At 49.4% G+C, this 19,228-nt stretch carries 14 protein-coding genes and 1 tRNA gene; 11 read left to right on the top strand and 4 right to left on the bottom strand.

Annotated features, from left to right (window positions below; genetic code table 11):
• The 6 genes from recJ to IG609_RS03370 all read left to right on the top strand — a co-directional run bounded on the left by recJ (window position 1) and on the right by IG609_RS03370 (window position 6,431).
• On the top strand, window positions 1-1,794 hold the full coding sequence (recJ, locus tag IG609_RS03345; RefSeq protein ID WP_193397381.1) for a single-stranded-DNA-specific exonuclease RecJ: 1,794 nt from the start codon (window positions 1-3) through the stop codon (window positions 1,792-1,794).
• Between the two features lie 72 nt (window positions 1,795-1,866).
• Window positions 1,867-2,965 (top strand): peptide chain release factor 2 gene (gene prfB, locus IG609_RS03350; protein ID WP_193397380.1). Its coding sequence is split into 2 segments (ribosomal slippage): window positions 1,867-1,941 and window positions 1,943-2,965, totalling 1,098 coding nucleotides; the frame shifts between segments, so codons are not numbered across the junction.
• 8 nt (window positions 2,966-2,973) lie between these two features.
• The gene (gene lysS / locus IG609_RS03355) at window positions 2,974-4,491 is read left to right on the top strand and encodes a lysine--tRNA ligase (RefSeq protein WP_193397379.1); all 1,518 of its coding nucleotides are present in this window, start codon (window positions 2,974-2,976) and stop codon (window positions 4,489-4,491) included.
• Window positions 4,492-4,774: 283 nt separating this feature from the next.
• Window positions 4,775-5,530, top strand: coding sequence for an AraC family transcriptional regulator (locus IG609_RS03360; RefSeq protein WP_193397378.1), 756 nt, complete (start codon window positions 4,775-4,777; stop codon window positions 5,528-5,530).
• Window positions 5,531-5,592: 62 nt separating this feature from the next.
• Entirely contained in the window at window positions 5,593-6,276 is a 684-nt protein-coding gene (locus IG609_RS03365) for a LysE family translocator (protein ID WP_193397377.1), read from the top strand.
• Window positions 6,277-6,357: 81 nt separating this feature from the next.
• Window positions 6,358-6,431, top strand: a tRNA-Gly gene (locus IG609_RS03370).
• A gap of 645 nt (window positions 6,432-7,076) precedes the next feature.
• On the opposite strand, the gene IG609_RS03375 is transcribed toward IG609_RS03370, so the two are convergent.
• The 4 genes from IG609_RS03375 to IG609_RS03395 all read right to left on the bottom strand — a co-directional run bounded on the left by IG609_RS03375 (window position 7,077) and on the right by IG609_RS03395 (window position 10,957).
• Complete coding sequence (locus IG609_RS03375; RefSeq protein WP_193397376.1) at window positions 7,077-7,721, bottom strand: hypothetical protein; 645 nt, start codon at window positions 7,719-7,721, stop codon at window positions 7,077-7,079.
• Window positions 7,706-8,044, bottom strand: a complete 339-nt coding sequence (locus tag IG609_RS03380; RefSeq protein WP_102118019.1) for a hypothetical protein — start codon at window positions 8,042-8,044, stop codon at window positions 7,706-7,708. Before IG609_RS03380 ends, IG609_RS03375 begins: the two co-directional genes overlap by 16 nt.
• A gap of 1,113 nt (window positions 8,045-9,157) precedes the next feature.
• The gene (locus IG609_RS03390; protein WP_226374177.1) at window positions 9,158-9,538 is read right to left on the bottom strand and encodes a hypothetical protein; all 381 of its coding nucleotides are present in this window, start codon (window positions 9,536-9,538) and stop codon (window positions 9,158-9,160) included.
• Between the two features lie 348 nt (window positions 9,539-9,886).
• A complete protein-coding gene (locus IG609_RS03395) occupies window positions 9,887-10,957 on the bottom strand; it encodes a DUF1176 domain-containing protein (protein WP_193400695.1) in 1,071 nt (356 codons plus the stop codon).
• 377 nt (window positions 10,958-11,334) lie between these two features.
• On the opposite strand from IG609_RS03395, the gene lpxP reads away from it, so the two are divergent.
• From lpxP to IG609_RS03420, 5 genes are all read left to right on the top strand, one after another.
• Window positions 11,335-12,258, top strand: coding sequence for a kdo(2)-lipid IV(A) palmitoleoyltransferase (gene lpxP, locus IG609_RS03400; protein WP_193397374.1), 924 nt, complete (start codon window positions 11,335-11,337; stop codon window positions 12,256-12,258).
• A 1,126-nt stretch (window positions 12,259-13,384) separates the two neighbouring features.
• Window positions 13,385-14,740: an NCS2 family permease gene (locus IG609_RS03405; RefSeq protein WP_193397373.1), complete on the top strand. Its 1,356-nt coding sequence runs from the start codon at window positions 13,385-13,387 to the stop codon at window positions 14,738-14,740.
• Between the two features lie 270 nt (window positions 14,741-15,010).
• On the top strand, window positions 15,011-16,657 hold the full coding sequence (locus IG609_RS03410) for a Na+/H+ antiporter (protein ID WP_193397372.1): 1,647 nt from the start codon (window positions 15,011-15,013) through the stop codon (window positions 16,655-16,657).
• Between the two features lie 370 nt (window positions 16,658-17,027).
• Window positions 17,028-17,738 carry a response regulator transcription factor gene (locus tag IG609_RS03415; RefSeq protein WP_102117422.1) on the top strand — a complete coding sequence of 237 codons (711 nt, stop codon included), beginning with the start codon at window positions 17,028-17,030 and terminating at the stop codon, window positions 17,736-17,738.
• A complete protein-coding gene (locus IG609_RS03420; RefSeq protein ID WP_193397371.1) occupies window positions 17,716-19,215 on the top strand; it encodes a sensor histidine kinase in 1,500 nt (499 codons plus the stop codon). Before IG609_RS03415 ends, IG609_RS03420 begins: the two co-directional genes overlap by 23 nt.
• The last annotated feature ends 13 nt before the right edge of the window (window positions 19,216-19,228 follow it).

Here is a 19,228-nt window from a genome sequence, read left to right on the forward strand (position 1 = left end):
GTGGATATGATTACCCAACTCCGCCGGCGTCCGCTGGCGGAGGACATTGATTTACCTGACACCGTTCCGCCTTTGCTGCGTCGCCTTTATGCGCAGCGCGGCGTGAAAGGTGCGCAAGAGCTGGAACGTAGCCTGAGTGGTTTACTCAATTACCGTTTGCTTAGCGGCATTGATAAAGCGATTGATTTGCTGCAACAGGCGCTCGCTGAAAAGCGCTGCATCGTCATCGTTGGTGACTTTGATGCCGATGGTGCCACCAGCACGGCGCTCGCCGTATTAGCGCTGCGCAGTATGGGCGGCGTGAACGTGAAATATCTGGTGCCGAACCGTTTTGAAAACGGCTACGGGCTAAGCCCGGAAGTGGTGGCGCAGGCTGCCGCGCTGGGTGCTGAAGTGATTGTGACCGTGGATAACGGAATCTCTTCTCACGCGGGGGTCGAAGATGCGCACCGGCGCGGTATCATGGTGCTGGTCACCGATCACCATCTGCCGGGCGAAATCTTGCCTGACGCCGATGCCATGATTAACCCCAATTTGCCTGACTGTCAGTTTCCCTCCAAGGCGCTGGCTGGCGTGGGCGTCGCGTTTTACCTGATGATGGCGCTGTTTGTGCGCCTGCGTGATAGTAACTGGTTTACGCAACCCATGTTTACGCAACAGAGGCTGGCTAAGCCGAATCTCACCGAATTACTGGATCTGGTCGCGCTGGGCACGGTGGCTGACGTGGTGCCGCTGGATGCCAATAACCGCATTCTGGTCGCTCAGGGGCTGAATCGCATTCGTGCGGGCGAGTGTCGTCCGGGCATTCGGGCGCTGTTGGAAGTGGCGAACCGCGATGCCAGCCAACTGGTCGCCAGCGATTTGGGCTTTGCGTTAGGCCCGCGGCTGAATGCCGCCGGACGGCTGGATGATATGACGGTCGGCGTTGAGCTGTTATTGAGTGACGATATTACTCAGGCGCGCATGCTAGCTAATGATTTAGATGCGTTGAATCAGGATCGTCGGGAGATCGAACAGGGGATGCAGGTCGAAGCGCTGCGCCTGTGCGAATCGCTGGAACGTACCCGCACCGAATTACCTTACGGTCTGGCAATGTATCATCCAGAGTGGCATCAGGGCGTTGTTGGCATTTTGGCATCGCGTATTAAAGAGCGTTTTCATCGTCCGGTGATTGCCTTTGCACCGGCTGGCGACGGCATGCTGAAAGGGTCAGGGCGTTCCATTGCCGGCCTGCATCTGCGTGATGCGCTGGAGCGGCTGGATACGCTGTATCCCGGTATGATGGATAAGTTTGGCGGACACGCGATGGCGGCAGGGCTATCGCTGCATGAAGATCGGTTTGAGGATTTTCGTCAGCGCTTCGGAGAACTGGTCGGCGAATGGCTCGATCCGTCTCAGCTTGAAGGCGTCGTCTGGTCTGATGGCGAACTGATGCTGCCGGAACTGGATCTGCTCTCAACGGCAGAAATGCTGCGCTACGCAGGACCGTGGGGACAGGCGTTTCCCGAACCGACGTTCGATGGCTGCTTCCGCATTCTGCAACCTCGCCTACTCAAAGAGCGCCATTTGAAAGCGATGTTTGAACCGATAGGCGCAACAGGCGCTGTGCCTCTGTTAGATGGCATCGCGTTCAATGTCGATACCACCATCTGGCCAGATCCCAGCATTAAAGAAGTGGAAATGGTGTACCGGCTGGATATTAATGAGTTTCGTGGTAAACGCTCGGTGCAATTGATGATCCAACATCTGTGGCCGCGTGAACCGAATACGGCGGGCAGAAAGTCTATAAAATAGGCCTTTTATCCGCTAGAATGGCGGGTTACACCATTCCGTTGTCAACGACTTAACGTAAGAATATAAAAAATCATGTTTGAAATTAATCCGGTAAAAAACCGCATTCAGGATCTGTCTGAACGTAGTGCCGTTCTTAGGGGGTATCTTTGACTATGATGCCAAGAAAGAACGCCTCGAAGAAGTAAACGCCGAGCTGGAACAGCCTGATGTCTGGAATGAGCCTGAACGCGCTCAGGCATTGGGAAAAGAACGTTCCTCGCTGGAAGCTATCGTCGATACCATCGATCAATTGACTCAGGGTCTGGAAGATGTGAACGGCCTGCTTGAGCTCGCGGTGGAAGAAGACGACGAAGAGACGTTTAATGAAACGTCGGTAGAACTGGACGCGCTGGAAAATAAATTAGGCCAGCTCGAGTTCCGTCGCATGTTCTCCGGCCAGTACGACAGTGCGGATTGCTACCTGGATATTCAGGCGGGTTCTGGCGGTACGGAAGCGCAGGACTGGGCCAGCATGCTGGTGCGTATGTACTTGCGTTGGGCGGAAGCCAAAGGATTTAAAACCGAAATTATTGAAGAGTCAGACGGTGACGTGGCCGGTACGAAATCCGCCACCATCAAGATCATCGGTGACTATGCGTTTGGCTGGCTGCGTACTGAAACGGGCGTACATCGTCTGGTGCGTAAGAGCCCGTTCGATTCCGGTGGCCGCCGTCACACCTCATTCAGCTCCGCGTTTGTCTACCCAGAAGTGGATGACGATATTGATATCGAAATCAATCCAGCCGACCTGCGTATTGACGTGTACCGTGCATCCGGTGCGGGTGGTCAGCACGTTAACCGGACAGAGTCCGCAGTGCGTATTACCCACATTCCGACCAACATTGTCACGCAGTGTCAGAATGACCGTTCCCAGCATAAAAACAAAGATCAGGCGATGAAACAGCTGAAAGCGAAGCTGTACGAGTTTGAGATGCAAAAGAAAAATGCTGAGAAACAGGCGATGGAAGACAACAAATCGGATATCGGCTGGGGCAGCCAGATTCGTTCCTATGTTCTGGATGATTCGCGCATCAAAGATTTACGTACCGGAGTGGAAACACGTAACACTCAGGCGGTACTGGATGGCGATCTGGACAAATTTATTGAAGCAAGTTTAAAAGCGGGGTTATAAGAATTCACATGGCTGAATCACAATCACAGGGTGCCGATCAGGCGCAAGATCTGAATAACGAATTAAAAACGCGTCGTGAAAAGCTGGTGGCGCTGCGTGAAACCGGGATCGCATTCCCGAATGATTTCCGCCGTGACAGCACGTCCGATCGTCTGCACGCTGAGTTCGATGCCAAAGAGAACGAAGAGCTGGAAGAACTGGGCATCGAAGTGACTGTCGCGGGCCGTATGATGACCCGTCGCATCATGGGTAAAGCCTCTTTCGTGACCTTGCAGGACGTCGGTGGCCGTATTCAGCTGTATGTTTCCCGCGACGATCTGGCGGAAGGCATCTATAACGAGCAGTTCAAGAAGTGGGATCTGGGCGATATTCTGGGCGCGCGCGGCAAGCTGTTCAAAACCAAGACGGGCGAGCTGTCCATCCACTGTACCGAACTGCGTCTGCTGACCAAAGCGCTGCGCCCGCTGCCGGATAAATTCCACGGTCTGGCCGATCAGGAAACTCGCTATCGTCAACGTTATCTGGATCTGATTGCCAACGACGAATCACGCAATACCTTCCGTATTCGTTCCAAAGTGATGGCGGCGATCCGTAGCTTCATGGTCGATCATGGCTTCATGGAAGTCGAAACGCCGATGATGCAGGTGATCCCCGGCGGCGCGTCTGCCCGTCCATTCATCACGCACCATAACGCGCTGGACATCGACATGTACCTGCGCATCGCGCCGGAACTGTACCTGAAGCGTCTGGTCGTTGGTGGCTTCGAGCGCGTGTTCGAAATCAACCGTAACTTCCGTAACGAAGGCGTTTCCCCGCGTCACAACCCTGAATTTACCATGATGGAGCTTTATATGGCGTATGCCGATTATAAAGACCTGATTGTGTTGACGGAGAACCTGTTCCGTACGCTGACGCAGGACGTGCTGGGCTCGACGACGGTGCAATACGGTGACCAGACATTCGACTTCGGTAAGCCGTTCGAGAAGCTGACGATGCGTGAAGCGATCTGCAAATACCGTCCTGAAACCAACGTTGCCGATCTGGACTGCCTGGAGAAAGCGACCGCGATCGCCCAGTCTCTGGGGATCAAGATCGAGAAAAGCTGGGGTCTGGGCCGCATCGTGACCGAGATCTTCGAAGAAACGGCAGAAAGCAGCCTGATCCAGCCGACCTTCATCACCGAATATCCGGCTGAAGTGTCACCGCTGGCGCGTCGTAACGATCAGAACCCGGAAATCACCGATCGCTTTGAGTTCTTCATCGGCGGCCGTGAAATCGGTAACGGCTTCTCTGAGCTGAATGATGCCGAAGATCAGGCAGAGCGTTTTGCTCAGCAGGTGAACGCTAAAGATGCAGGCGATGACGAAGCGATGTTCTACGACGAAGACTACGTGACTGCACTGGAGCACGGCCTGCCGCCAACAGCGGGTCTGGGTATCGGTATCGACCGTATGGTGATGTTGTTCACTAACAGCCACACCATCCGCGACGTGATCCTGTTCCCGGCGATGCGTCCGCAGAAATAAGACGCAGGGCGTAAAAAATAACCCTGACGTTGTCGTCATACTTTATTGAACCGGTGCAATTGCACCGGTTTTTTTATTATCGACAATGCAAAATTTTAGGGGAAACACGGGGATGAGGTTCCCGTAGGGATACCTCGCACCGTGGTAGCCCCGTGTATCTCGATCTCACCTCGATAGTATTATCATCTCATTTTACTTCCGCATTCTTGCCGTCATTCTGTGATTGTCGCCCAACGGGGGAAGATGCTATTTTCAGGCATTCATTCACTGCCGGAACACCCTCATGATGACGTACCGCGATGCCTGGTTCGAGCTGGCGCTGTTAACTAATGGCCGCAGTTTTCCACGACATACGCATGACGAGTTTGTCATCAGCGCCAATCTCAGCGGATTGGAAACGGTCTGGCTGGATGGAGAGACCTTTGTTGCCACCAACGATATGGTGACGACCTACAATCCCAATCAGCTACAAGGTAGCGATAACGCGTTTGATCGCTGGCAGTGCGCATCCTTGTACGTTCACCCACAGGCATTTGAGCATTATTTCCACCAAACCTTTCGGTTCTCACGGGGCTGGAATCCGTCGGCGCAGTTGGCGTCTGAGTTAAAACAGCTCGTCACCTCTGACTTGGACGATAGCACGCGTCAGGAGCGTATTATCCTGCTGCTGGCGGGGTTGATGGAAAATCAGCATCATGTTCCGTCTCAGGGACATGTCAAAGAAGCAGAGCGGATCACGCGGATTAAAGACGGGTTGCTGAACGATCTTAGCGATGTCCCCACGCTCGACCAGCTCGCGCAGCAGGAAAATCTGTCGGTCGCACATCTGGTGCGCTCGTTTAATCAGGCAGTCGGGCTACCGCCGCTGGCGTGGTTGATGCAGCGACGCATGTGTAAAGCGCGGGAGCTGCTGCGGCAGGGCGCTGCGATTAGTCAGGTTGCGGGCGATGTTGGGTTTGCCGATCAGGCGCATTTCACTAAAGCCTTCAACCGCTATAACGCGATGACACCGGGGCAGTTCCGCCGTATCAATTTTTGACAATACAGTATTTCCCTTGGGCTCTACACTCGCCTTATTGCTTAACGCTCGAAGGGAATACCATGCTGTTAGTTGTCTTCACGGGGATGCTGCTATCCCTGTCACTCTGTCTCGATCTGGGAATGGTCAATACCGCGATTATTAACCGTGGGCTGCGACACGGCGCGCGCTCGGCGTTTTATATCGGGCTGGGTTCCTGTTTCGGCGATCTGTTTTATGCCACGCTGTCGGTGCTGGGTCTGGCGGTGGTCTTTAACCTGACGCCCGTCCGCTGGGTGTTATGGATTGGCGGCGGGCTGATTCTGATTTGGATGACATTCAACATGGCGCGCGCGGCATGGCGTGACTATCAGGTTAAGCGCTTCGCCGACCTGTCTGCGACAGCGAATGCGGCGGATTTTACTGCCCCACCTGCCCGATATACCGAATTTCTCAGCGGCGTCGGCATGGCGCTGGCGTCACCGACGGCGTTACTGTGGTTTGCGGCGATCGGCGGCACGATTATTGCGCAGTCTACCGATGGCTCTGCTTTCATGATTACTCTGTTTCTGCTGGGCTTTTTCGTCGGCGGCGTACTGTGGACGTTTTTCCTCGCGGCGCTGGTGAAGTATGGTCAACGCCTGCTAAAAGAACGGATCTCATTCTATTGCAGCCTGATTTCTGCGCTGCTATTTGCTTACTTTGCCTGGCACGTCATTTCCAACGGCTATGAGACGCTGTTTCTACCGCTCTCCACAGCTGCATAACCGGCTAAAACATCAGCACTTTGCCGGGTTTTTTACTTGCTCGGCAACGGCATAGCGCTATAATGCCAGTCGCTTCTGTGTGCGAGTGTAGTTCAATGGTAGAACGGCAGCTTCCCAAGCTGCATACGAGGGTTCGATTCCCTTCACTCGCTCCAATCATACTTCTCTCATCGTCCACCCAAGTCCATCAAATCCAGTAACTACAAGGCTTTCCACGATTTCTCAGTCGTTCAGGGAAAACCCGCGTCTATCTAAATCTACAGCCTAGTGTGTATAGTTATGTGTGTAGGACATGAGGACATCTGAAATACTATACGCGTCACTCCAATACTCGGAGGTAAACTATACAGATGCTGCTTACAGGTTTTGAACTCAGCAGCGCCAAGGTCTACATTAGAAATGATGGTCATGGCCTCCCTAACCTAACGGACCGAAGGGACAGCGTGATTGTTATAAATTCATTAGCCTATTGATGTATCTGGCCGTTTATCTTTTATTGGCTTCAACACATCTACTCGTCTGTAAGCCCCGTTCTGCAAGGGATTGCCGGAACTGCTGTGCGTTCCTTTTCTCGCCTGATTTTTTACCACGTCACATAAAATAATAACGTGTCTTTAAATTCAAAGAGATAACGTGATTTTTGCGGGTTTCAAAACCAGAAAAAAACGGCAAAACTGAAAAATTTTATGATCCGAAACCGCAGGCGGGTGCGGTGTAGCGCCGATTTTGTGGTGTGAGTGTTTATTTGGTGTGGGTGAATGGAAAGCTGTTTTTTTTGCTAAAAAAACCATAAATGCCGACTAAGTATCTATCTTTGTGGCGATAAGAACGTGATCGCTTCGATCATGCCATGTGGGATGAAAGCCCAAACTTATGGGGTCGGATAATTCTACATTATCAGGATTGCCCCAAATTGTATCGGCTACAGCCTGCATTGCCTGGATATCACCTTGGTACACGTATCTTGCACCAGTTGCGTTGGTTTTAAATTCCAGTTTGCCATCGACTACGGTTAGGAGGGTGATCTCAAGGCTGCTTTCCTTAGGGATACCGAATAACCAAAGTAGCATTCCTGCTTCTGTTTGGTGTGTATCACTAATCACAGCGCCATAGTGCTCGATAATCGTTTTATATACAGCTGTTGATACACCGCCTAACTGATAGTCAGCATCAACGTAGGCTGACTCAACTTGAGGAATGCGGGTACCCAAATCAAGCGGTGGCGTTAACTCGAAAGATAATACATAACTGGCTATATGTTCGTCGGATAGTTCATCCTTAACATAAAGCATTGCCATTTCATTGTGGTAATCTTCAAGCAAAGCACGGTAATGTCTGCCACTCTTGCTGGTAAATTGCAACCAAACAAAATGACCGGAATCCATATCAATAGAATCCGGCCAGTATAAGGTTTTATCGTGTTCAGCTATCAAATTTGGCGACATTGATGCATGTGGCTCGACTGAGTAAAAAAGGACTCCAACGCGCGTTGAGAGAAATTTACATTCAAATTTTTCAAGTCATGCCAAAGAGAAGCTTGATTAACAGGGATCATCTGCCCATTTTTTTCAATGGTCACCTCAACAACTGGCTTCACTTTTGAATAAGTTGGCGTATTTTCCCAGTCTGAACGTAGCACCATAAGTACTGGTCGTTCTTTACGGTTTTTCATGCTTCTCACTTCAAAATCACCCAAAACGCCGGGTACAGAAAAACGCCCGATACGCTCAGTTCTGTTGGCGATAGTGTGCGGCGAATGTGTAATCATATTCTGCCCTCATGGAGTGAAGAGACTTGGTTATAGTTTAAACACAAAGATGGATGACGTCTACTGGTGTCTACTCGCGTACTCTGGTGTCAAGAGTACGCGAGTAGACTGTCTGTTTTTGTCTTGTAAGCAAACAGATTGCTCAGTTGCAGCAAGACATTAAACTACAGCCGAATTTCAGTAGCAGTGCGATGAGAAAGAAGAAATAGATGTGTATAGAAATATGAGTAAAGTACTTTTTATAATACATTAAATTGTAATAATTACATTGTCTTATATTTTCTATTCGATTCCCTTCACTCGTTCCAAGTTCTCTTATCTCATCGTCTACTCAAGTCCGTCAAATCTAGTAATAGCTGGGTTTATCACTAATCTTTCAGTGGGTTATATAAATTACTCGCCTATCTAAATCACTATCTCACCCTGCGGGATGCACTTATCAGCAATATCCGTTTTTTCTATCCTAACTCACTGACACACAATGAAGTTCAGCCACAGGAAAGTGTATCATTCAAATTTGCTTCTATTGAATGGGAGCATGTTATTGCAAGAACAAGCGCTTACATGCTTTGGCAAAATGTAGCCTATTGATATTATACTAAAGGCCGATTTACTTTCGGCCTGATTTTTTTGAACCATATTTTATGTTGATAAATATGATTATTACAATTGAAAACAACATCAGTTTCATCCAGTGTTCTGGAATAAACGAAACATAAAAAAACCATAATGCTATGGTTATAGCAACTAAAACCTCAGTGATTATAAAATTTTTTATCATATATTTTAATGTTTTTTTTAAATTCATTGCTTTATAACTCCATTAATTAAGTTGATTATTTCTTCTTCATTTTTATAATTTGTTAAATTATATGGTGAGAGGATTGGTTCTATTAAAAAGTATAACATTTCTAAATTTTGTGAATAAAATAAAGCATATAATGCGGGATTAATATCCCGTAAATGACGGGCTGACATGGCTGCTTTCTGAACTTTTCCGTAAAATGCTGTTACTGTTATAGCCCAATAAGATGTTTGATTTATTGTTTTGCGTAAAGATGCTTGGAAATTAAGCGTCGTGCTAATAAATTTAGCTAGTGCATATGATATTGATTATTTTATCGCCCTGTTTGTGGAAAATTCAGAAGCTATACCTAAAACTGCTTTGGCTATCTTTTTTTGTTTATTTTCATCAAAATCTTTCATTAAATTATCGATATAAATCTTCACCATATCCAGAATAACATCATCTCTTTTAAATACTTCTTTTATTGCGCTAACCATTCTGGAGTCTTCATACTGTAATTCTTGACATACATCGTTATATTTCTCAAAGAGACATGATGAATACCAGCTTGTTCTTTCCATGCCACTATATAGATCAGTTGTTAAACTTATTGAGTTGCTCTTTAATTTCTTTGTTATGTCATCTAAATGGGTTGCGAGAATTTTGTCAGATTCCATTTTGTATTTTAAATATTCTGATAGTTGCATGTTGTGTCCCTTTTATTAGGCCTGTTCTCTCCTTTTATGCAGATAGTTTACCCGAATAACAGGCATGACTTCAATGTATTTGCTGGGCTGGTAATTTGCATCCTACTAATTATAGAGTGAAAATATTGTTTTTTTAGAAAAGACGACAATATATCCTTATATAAATAAAATTTAGTAGTTGTCGAATGTGACGAAAGCTCGTAGCAATTAAACTACCGGCTCATGCTTGCCCTGATGTTGGACTGTATTTTATTTAAAATACACCACTCTTAATTCCACTTGCACTTGCACTTGCACTTGCACTTGCACTGGCACTGAACAAAGGGAAGAGATCACTTTTGTTCACTATCATTTACTCGGTTTCACCACCATCGTCGTCCAGTAGGGTAAATCCCAGGTACCGCCGAGACGGATCATGCGGCACGATCCTGTGATAGACATGCGGCTCAGTTGGAACGCTTTGCCATCCCATGTCCAGGCGTCATCACTCATACAGTCTGCGAGCCCGCGTCCTTTCTGTACCGAGGTAATTTCACCGTTTTCGTAACCCGTTCCACTTGGCGTGACGAGCTGTGGCTGAGTTTGCATGGCGTTATCGATGACCCAGTAGGCGTAGCCTTCGTTATAGGCCGCGCGCCAGCAAAGAGTACTGAGCAGCGACATACTGTCATTCAATGGAATGCGTTCAATCGGTTCTGCTTTTTGATAATCCTGCGGTGGGAAGCTGTCGCAGTCATCTGCCTTTAACGTCTTAAGTAGCGTTTTCTGGATGGCCGCTTGTTCTGCGTCTGTCAGATTCCGTGAGGGTTCCTGTTTGGTTGCTGCCGCGTAGATAACGGGGGCAGTTACAGCAGATAACTCACTGCTTTTATTTCCTTTTTTGGTGATGGCATCCGTTGTCCCGATGCGACCTTGTTTCTCATCCATCTTTAACAGTACCGCGTAGGCACCCGCGCCAGACAGTTCGGAAACGATGTCATTGTGGTGAAACGCCACTTTCCCGCTTCCTTTTAGTGCCTGTAGTACGAGGGGAATCTGTGTCTCATTGAGCTGCCAGAGGTTGTCTCCGGTTGAGATGAGTTGTCCTTTATCCACACCGTCAATGGTTAGCGTGAGTGTGGTGCTTTTAGGAATTGCCTGGTATACCTCTGCGAGTATGACGTCGGCCGTTATTGGCGTATTTTGCCCAGCATGACGCGTGAGAAGCAGTGAGACTCCGGGAATATCCCCCTCTTCTCCCGTGTACTTCTCTTCTGGCGAGTAGCCGGCAGCCCGACACGTTAGCGTGTTATCACAGACCACTTCCCAGTCTTTATGAAAGAAAGTGCTATCAGCGAAGGTTGTGGCAAACGCCAGAACAGGAATCCCCGTGATCAGTGCCGTTAGCATAGAGAGGCGGGAAGGGAAAGAAAAAGTCATTTTCTATCAAGTCCTTGATTACGCGGTAGCTTGCTGCCTGCCTATTTTCGCTGCCAGAAAGCCAGTCGCTTTTTTGGTATATGCTAAGATGTTAGCGTTAGACGGCGTAATATTGCGAATATTTCTTGTCCGACCACTCCTTTATTAAACGTGAATCGGGTATGATGCCGCTGCCGTTAGCCGTTCATCGGCTGCTCAAAAATCCCCTCAGTGTTATCAGCATGTTTATCCTGCTTTTTAACCTCACGCGCGATAACGGTCAGAAACGGTTTTCCACACAATTGAAACGATCCCTATAAATAAGTGTCATGATAGATGTAGCGCGATGAGAACGACTCTTTATGCGGTACGCTGTTAATCACTTAAAGACGAGTATCATGAAAATTAAGCAAACATTTACCAGGGCACTACTCCACCCGCGCTATTGGATGACTTGGTTTGGCCTTGGCGTGCTGTTTTTATTAGTTCAACTCCCTTATCCGCTACTGATGAAACTCGGGAGCAGTGCAGGTCGTCTATCCCGTATCTTTCTTAAACGCCGGGTGTCGATTGCCAGACGCAATCTTGAATTGTGCTTCCCTACGATCTCCGACGGCGAAAGAGAAGCGATGATCGACAATAACTTCGCTTCGCTCGGGATGGCATTGGTTGAAACCGGTATGGCCTGGTTTTGGTCCGATCGCCGCGTGCGCCAGTGGTTTGATGTTTCAGGGCTGGAGCATTTACAGCGCGCTACCACAAGAGGTCAGGGCGTAATGGTGATTGGTATTCACTTTATGTCGTTGGAACTGGGCGGTAGGGCGATGGGGCTGTGTCAGCCAATGATGGCGATGTACCGTCCGCACAATAATAAAGCGATGGAAATGGTACAAACCTGGGGACGTTCTCGTTCCAACAAAGCGATGATCGACCGTAAAGATCTGCGTGGCATGGTGCAAGCGCTAAAACGGGGTGAAGCGGTATGGTTCGCTCCCGATCAGGACTACGGCCCTAAAGGCAGCGTTTTTGCCCCGTTCTTTGCGGTGAAAAATGCGGCAACCACGAACGGCACATACACGATTAGCCGTCTCGCAAAACCGGCGATGATGACGACAGTGCTGATTCGCAAACCCAATGCCTTGGGCTATCAACTGGTGATTCAACCTGAATTACAGGATTATCCTTATCACGATGAACAGGCCGCGGCGTGTTACATGAATAAGGTGATTGAGAAAGAAATCATGCGTGCGCCTGAGCAGTATCTCTGGCTGCACCGTCGTTTTAAAACGCGCCCGGCAGGGGAAGTGTCGCTTTACGCCTGAGGACAGTGTGGATGTTGGATGTACGTTGTGTTAAATGACGTAAGCGTTTGAAATTGGATGGTGCTTCAGCGCCATCCAACATATTGGCAAAAGAGTCCTTACGCATGATGCACAAACAAAAATGGCTACCGGATGGCAGCCATTTTAGGGTGGTTAACGTACTTAAGTACGATTAACGGAAGATAGCGTGGGGGTTAACACCGCGATAGGTTTTGCCCAACGCTTTTAATATTTGATTGATTTTGCGGACAACGCGCATCTTTTTTATCCCCACGATTCTTAAATAATTATTGGTTGAAAGTACCAAAGTTGATGTTGATGTTTTCAAACATAGCGATGATTTTGTTCAGCAGTTTCATGGTCATTTCCTCAGTGGTTAGTTGATTTGTTTTCTGTGATGCTGTTCACGTTTTTAAGAATACTCGCACTGATACGGGGGGTCAACTTTTTTGTGATGCGAATCACAAAAAAATGAACATTCAGTCTGTGAAGAGTAAACCGCTGTTTTGATTTCCGTCTAAGAACCCTTTCTGCTTTTTCTTCATACTGACCCACTTTCAGCGAGTTGCCTGATTGAGCATTACCTGTACTGGCTTGGTGCTTCCTTAGACAGATGAAGTGAGATAGGTAAATTGTCTCGATTAGCAGTTGAAATAAGCGCGGGTGAAGCGGGATAATCACGCGCTTCACATTGCTTGGCGCCGTTTTGTCCAGCTTGTTTTAGTACCACCTGTTTAATACAGCGGTGTTTTATAGGTCAATATCTAGATACGACAACGTTTTCCTGCTTTTCACCCAGCGAGTTAATCGTTTGCGTGCGGGGCTATATCCTAAATAATTCGAGTTGCAGGAAGGCGGCAAGCGAGGGTCAAATTCGTCGGGAACGAATTTGACCAGCCAAAGGCTGGCCTTCGGTGAGAGACAGGATGTCTCTCATTTAATCCCGATGAGCTTACTTGAGTAAGTGATTCGGGTGACTGAATGCAGCCAACGCACGTGCAGCTTGAAGAATGACGGGTATATACGGTTCATGATGCGCCAGCGATGTTGGTGCATTCGCGGGGCAAGGCCGCAGGAACCGTCAAAATCGATCTTAAATAATAATGGCATTTCAGGGGATACCACCATGTCAAACACCACCCGTCAGGCAGGCTCGCAAGGCACGCTTGATGCTTTTTTCAAAATCACACAGCGCGGCAGTAACGTGCGTCAGGAAGTGTTAGCTGGCCTGACGACGTTTCTGGCGATGGTTTACTCCGTGATTGTGGTTCCGAGTATGCTGGGCAAGGCTGGCTTCCCGCCTACCGCCGTGTTCGTTGCAACCTGTCTGGTTGCCGGGCTGGGGTCGCTGCTGATGGGATTATGGGCCAATCTGCCAATGGCGATTGGTTGCGCGATTTCGTTGACGGCGTTCACCGCGTTCAGCCTGGTGCTGGGTCAGCAAATTAGCATTCCTGTCGCGCTGGGAGCGATCTTCCTTATGGGGGTGCTGTTCAGCATCATTTCTGTCACGGGCATCCGCTCCTGGATCTTGCGTAACCTGCCGATGGGCGTGGCGCATGGCACGGGAATTGGTATCGGCCTGTTCCTGCTGATTATTGCCGCCAACGGTGTCGGTCTGGTGGTAAAAAACCCCATTGATGGCCTGCCAGTCGCGCTGGGTGATTTCACTTCTTTCCCCGTCATTATGTCTCTGCTGGGGCTGGCGGCGACTATCGGTTTAGAGAAACGTCGCGTACCGGGCGGTATTCTGCTGGTTATCATCGCGATCTCTATTCTGGGGCTGATTTTTGACCCGAAGGTAAAATACGCGGGCTTCTTTGCGCTGCCGAGCCTGACAGCGGCTGATGGTTCGTCGCTGATCTTCAGTCTGGATATCATGGGCGCATTGCAGCCGATGGTTCTGCCGAGCGTGCTGGCGCTGGTGATGACTGCTGTGTTCGATGCCACGGGGACGATCCGTGCCGTTGCCGGACAGGCGAACCTGCTGGATAAAGACGGGCAAATCATCAACGGTGGTAAAGCCCTGACCGCAGACTCCGTGAGCAGCATTTTCTCCAGCCTGGTCGGGACGTCGCCGGCTGCGGTTTACATCGAATCCGCAGCGGGCACGGCAGCCGGTGGTAAAACGGGCTTAACGGCAACCGTAGTCGGTGTACTGTTCCTTCTGCTGCTGTTTGTGTCTCCGTTAGCGTATCTGGTACCGGGCTATGCCACTGCACCCGCGCTGATGTACGTCGGCCTGCTGATGCTGGGCAACGTCTCCAAACTGAACTTTGATGACTTCGTGGATGCGATGTCTGGTCTGGTCTGTGCCGTATTCATCGTGCTGACCTGTAACATCGTGACCGGTATCATGCTGGGCTTTGGCGCGCTGGTATTAGGCCGCATCTTCTCTGGTGAATGGCGCAAACTTAACATCGGCACCGTGGTGATTGCTGTCGCGTTAGTGGTGTTCTACGCTGGTGGTTGGGCGCTGTAATCCTTTCCAACAGACCTTCTGGCACCGTCCAGAAGGTCTGTCATTCCTCATCTTTCCTTCTTCTCTCATTACCTACGCCAAACACGATTTTATGTGCCTTTTTATTGGCTTTAGGTTTAAGTTTTTTGTGTGATAATCAACTTGGTTATTAACCTCGGTTTTTCGGCTAAAAGTCTATTTTCATACCGAGCTAAATGCGTTAGACATGGAAGAGCAGTTTACTCGCTAACAGGCAGAATTTTTTGATTTAGGAGTACGTCTAAGGAAAGCATGGAAATATTTTTTACGATTCTTATTTTGACCCTGGTTGTATCCCTGTCTGGGGTTGTTACCCGCATTTTACCTTTTCAAATCCCTTTGCCTTTAATGCAAATCGCGCTGGGTGCCATCCTTGCCTGGCCTCAGTTCGGCTTGCACGTTGATTTCAATCCCGAGCTGTTTATGGTGCTCTTCATTCCGCCGTTGCTGTTTGCCGACGGCTGGAAAACACCGACGCGTGAGTTCCTGAGGCACGGTCGTGAAATTATTGGTCTGGCGCTGGTTTTGGTTCTGATTACCGTGGTGGGCATCGGCTATTTCATCTACTGGATGGTGCCAGGTATGCCGCTGATTGCAGCCTTCGCGCTTGCCGCCGTGCTGTCGCCAACGGATGCCGTTGCGCTGTCTGGTATCGTGGGTGAAGATCGTATTCCGAAAAAGCTGATGGGCATTTTGCAGGGCGAAGCGTTGATGAACGATGCGTCCGGTCTGGTGTCGCTAAAATTTGCTGTCGCGATTGCGATGGGCACGATGGTGTTTACGGTTTCCGGTGCCACGCTGGCGTTCATGCAGGTGGCGCTGGGCGGTCTGCTGGCGGGCGTCGGCGTGACCTGGCTATTCGGTAAATCGCTGCGTATTATCAGCCGCTGGAGCGGTGGCGATGCCGCAACGCAGATCGTGTTGCTGCTGCTGTTGCCTTTTGCGTCGTATCTGATTGCGGAACACATTGGTGTGTCGGGCATTCTGGCCGCGGTAGCCGCGGGGATGACGATGGGTCAATCGGGTGTCATTCGTAGCGCGCCGCTGACGATGCGGCTACGTGCGAACGGCGTATGGTCGATGTTGGAATTCGTGTTTAACGGCATGGTGTTCATCATGTTGGGCCTGCAATTGCCGGGCATTCTGGAAACTTCGGTGACGCAGGCTGAACTGGATCCAACGGTTGAAACCTGGATGCTGTTTACCGATATCGCGATCATCTATGGTGCTTTGCTGCTGCTGCGTTTCTGCTGGCTGTGGGTGATGAAAAAATACAGCATGCACATCCAGAAAAAGCGCCCGATGATCTTTGCTGAGTTTTCCACGCGCGAGCTGTGGATTGCGTCTTTTGCGGGCGTGCGAGGGGCGATTACGCTGGCGGGCGTGCTCTCTATTCCTCTGCTGCTGACGGACGGCACCGCGTTCCCGTCACGCTATCAACTGGTGTTTATCGCCACGGGCGTTATTCTGTTTTCTCTGCTGTGTGGCGTGCTGGCGTTGCCGTTTCTGTTGCGTGGTGTGGTGGTCGCGGACAAGACCGCGCATGCTAAAGAAATCCGCATGGCGCGTATGGCGGTGGCAGAAGTGGCGATCAAAAGTATGCACAAAATGGAGGAGCGTCTGGCCGCCGATCGGGAGGAAAACATTGATGAGCAGGTGCTGAAAGAAGTCAGTGCGCGCGTCATCGGTAATCTGCGCCGACGGCTCATTGATAAAGACGACCCTGAAAATGGCCTGCTGATTGAGAATCTGGAACGGCGTTTTCGCCTGACTGCGCTGAATTCTGAACGTGCAGAGCTGTATCACCTGCGTGCCACGCAGCAAATCAGCAATGAGACGTTGCAAAAAATGCTGCGCGATCTCGATCTGATGGAAGCGCTCCTTATCGAAAACGAGTAAGGCGCGGTGAGGCGATCCTCGTTACCGCGTTGATTTCTTTCTCTTCTCTATCCTTTTTCACCCTCCCCATGGCGTAAGTAATGGGGAGGTTTTTTATGCGTCCAGTCTAAGAACGACGTCAGGCGATTGTAAACTGCTTGTCACTAAATGATAATGATTGTTATTATCTGTAGGACTTTTCTCATAAGTGAAAAGCAGAGAAGTAAAAACCAGAGAAGTAAAAAATTAGAAGCAAAAAACGAGAAGCAAAAAACGGCCCGCACGGTATCAACATCGTGTGGGGTGAATAGCTGTTTGAAGGACCAGATAAAATAAACGGACATTAACCCTGAATTAATTAGGTAATAAGCCACGTTTATAGGGGAAAATTATGCGTGTATTAGTGGTTGATGATGATTCTGTGCTGTGCCATTGGCTGGGGTCTAAATTACATTCCCACGGCCATTCTTGCCGAATGGTGCACGATGGCGCACACGCATTAAAAGCAATCAAGGATGAAGTTTATGATGTCGTTCTGCTGGACAGAATGTTACCCATCATGGATGGATTTACGGTATTACGTGAATTACAAGGCTCACGTCATCCGCCTATTATGCTGCTCTCGGCGCTGGATCGTGATGTCGATCGGGTGATGGGCTTAGAGCTTGGTGCGGAGGATTATCTCGGCAAGCCTTTTAATTTTAATGAGCTTAGATTACGTCTGGATATTATGGCGCGGCGCGGTAAACACCATGTCGATAATCCTTCCATGCTGACCTTTGAAGACCTGCAGCTTGACCGTATGCAGCGTATTGCATGGCGCGGCGGTAAGCGTATCGATTTGACCGATAAAGAAATCAAATTACTGATTATATTAATGGAAAATCCGGGGCAGGCGATTACGCGTACGATGCTGTTAGAGCGCGTATGGGGCTACAATTTTGATCCGCAGACCAATCTGATCGACGTTCATATGTCAAAGCTGCGGGCAAAAATTGATAGAGGCTTCCCGCATCCATTAATTAAAACGCTAAGAGCGATGGGCTACGCACTAGGCGCGGTAGATAAGGACAAAACCGATGTTGGCAGCCACGCTGAATAAAATAAAAATAAAGAAGCTCGGGCAGCGCTGGCAGGTAAAAATAAAACACTGGCAATTACTGGGGGCAAGCCAATACCCTGGCTTTTTATGCACCTCTAATTTTCGCCAGGCAATAACCATTGTTTTTCTGTTCTTATTGATGATGCTGATGTGTATTGTCGGCTTCAGTTCATTAAGTGAAACGCTGATTAGAACGCATGTCCGTGAAGTTATTCTGGGTAATATTTACGACTACTCGATGCAGTCGCGTTTAACGAATGTCGATAGCCTGATTACGCAATTACGGCAGGATAATCGAGCGAAAGGGGATGAATTACCGCTGTTTCTGGTGATGGATAAACACGGTGATATTCTGTATCACAATCATCCCTTAAAAATGCATCCTTTACCCCCCTATTCTACCAATACGCACCCTCTGGAAATCCGACAGCATACCGATTGCCAGATGGATGTCAGCTGTCTTAAAGCCGAAATTTCCACCCCAGACGATCCTAATCTGATCGGTTTGTCCGTGATGTTAGATGACGGGGGCGTGCTGTTTACTGCTTACAACATTCGACCCATGTTAGAGCGGGTGAGGACAATCCCGCTTGTGGCGGGGGCGGGACTGTTTGTCGTGCTGCTTTTCTGCCTGTTTATCAGCCGTCATTTCAGCTTACGCCGCTTGCGCAGCGTGGAGAAAATCCGTGCAGCGCTACATCGCTACAGCAGCGGTGAGCAACAGGTGCGTATGCCGCTGTCGCCTTACGACGATGATTTTGACAGCCTGAGTGCCGATATTAACCAGAATCTGGAACGGATTGAGCGCTTGATGGAGCAGGTGCGCAGCACCTCCAGCCATGTCGCGCATGAACTGCGTACGCCGCTGACGCATCTGCAAAATCGCTTGTTCAACCTGACGGAGCGGGCAGGGCTGGATAACGACATTCGTGATGAGTTGAATCTGGCGGTGGGCGAGGTGCATAAAATCCTCGGGCTATTCCGTACCGTGATGCGTATCGGTGAAATCGAAAGTGGGCGCTGTGTACACCAGTTTGAGAACATTGAAGCACGCCAGTTGCTGGAAGAAATTGCCGAATATTATCAGCCGCTGGCGGAAGAGCGCGGCTGTCGCTTGAAGATTGAAATAAAAGCCGGTATTCAGCTCTTTGGCGACCGAGCGCTGTTGTTTCAGGCGCTGGCCAATCTGGTCGAGAACGCGCTGAAATACGCAGCACAGGGAAAATACATCACGTTGAGCGTGACGCTGTATCGTGGCTGGATCGCCCTGAGCGTTGCTGACCGCGGTCCGGGCATTCCGCCTGCGCTGCATGCCAAAGCGCTACAGCGTTTTCAGCGGCTGGATACTTGGTTTCAGTCCGGTTACGGGTTGGGATTATCTCTGGTGCAGGCAATTACCGACCTGCACGGTGGCAAACTCTATCTGGACTCCTCAGAGCCGGGCCTGAACGTTTATCTGTGCCTTAATCGCTGCTAATCCTCTTTTTTTC

Source organism: Pectobacterium quasiaquaticum, assembly GCF_014946775.2.
Lineage (GTDB): Bacteria > Pseudomonadota > Gammaproteobacteria > Enterobacterales > Enterobacteriaceae > Pectobacterium > Pectobacterium aquaticum.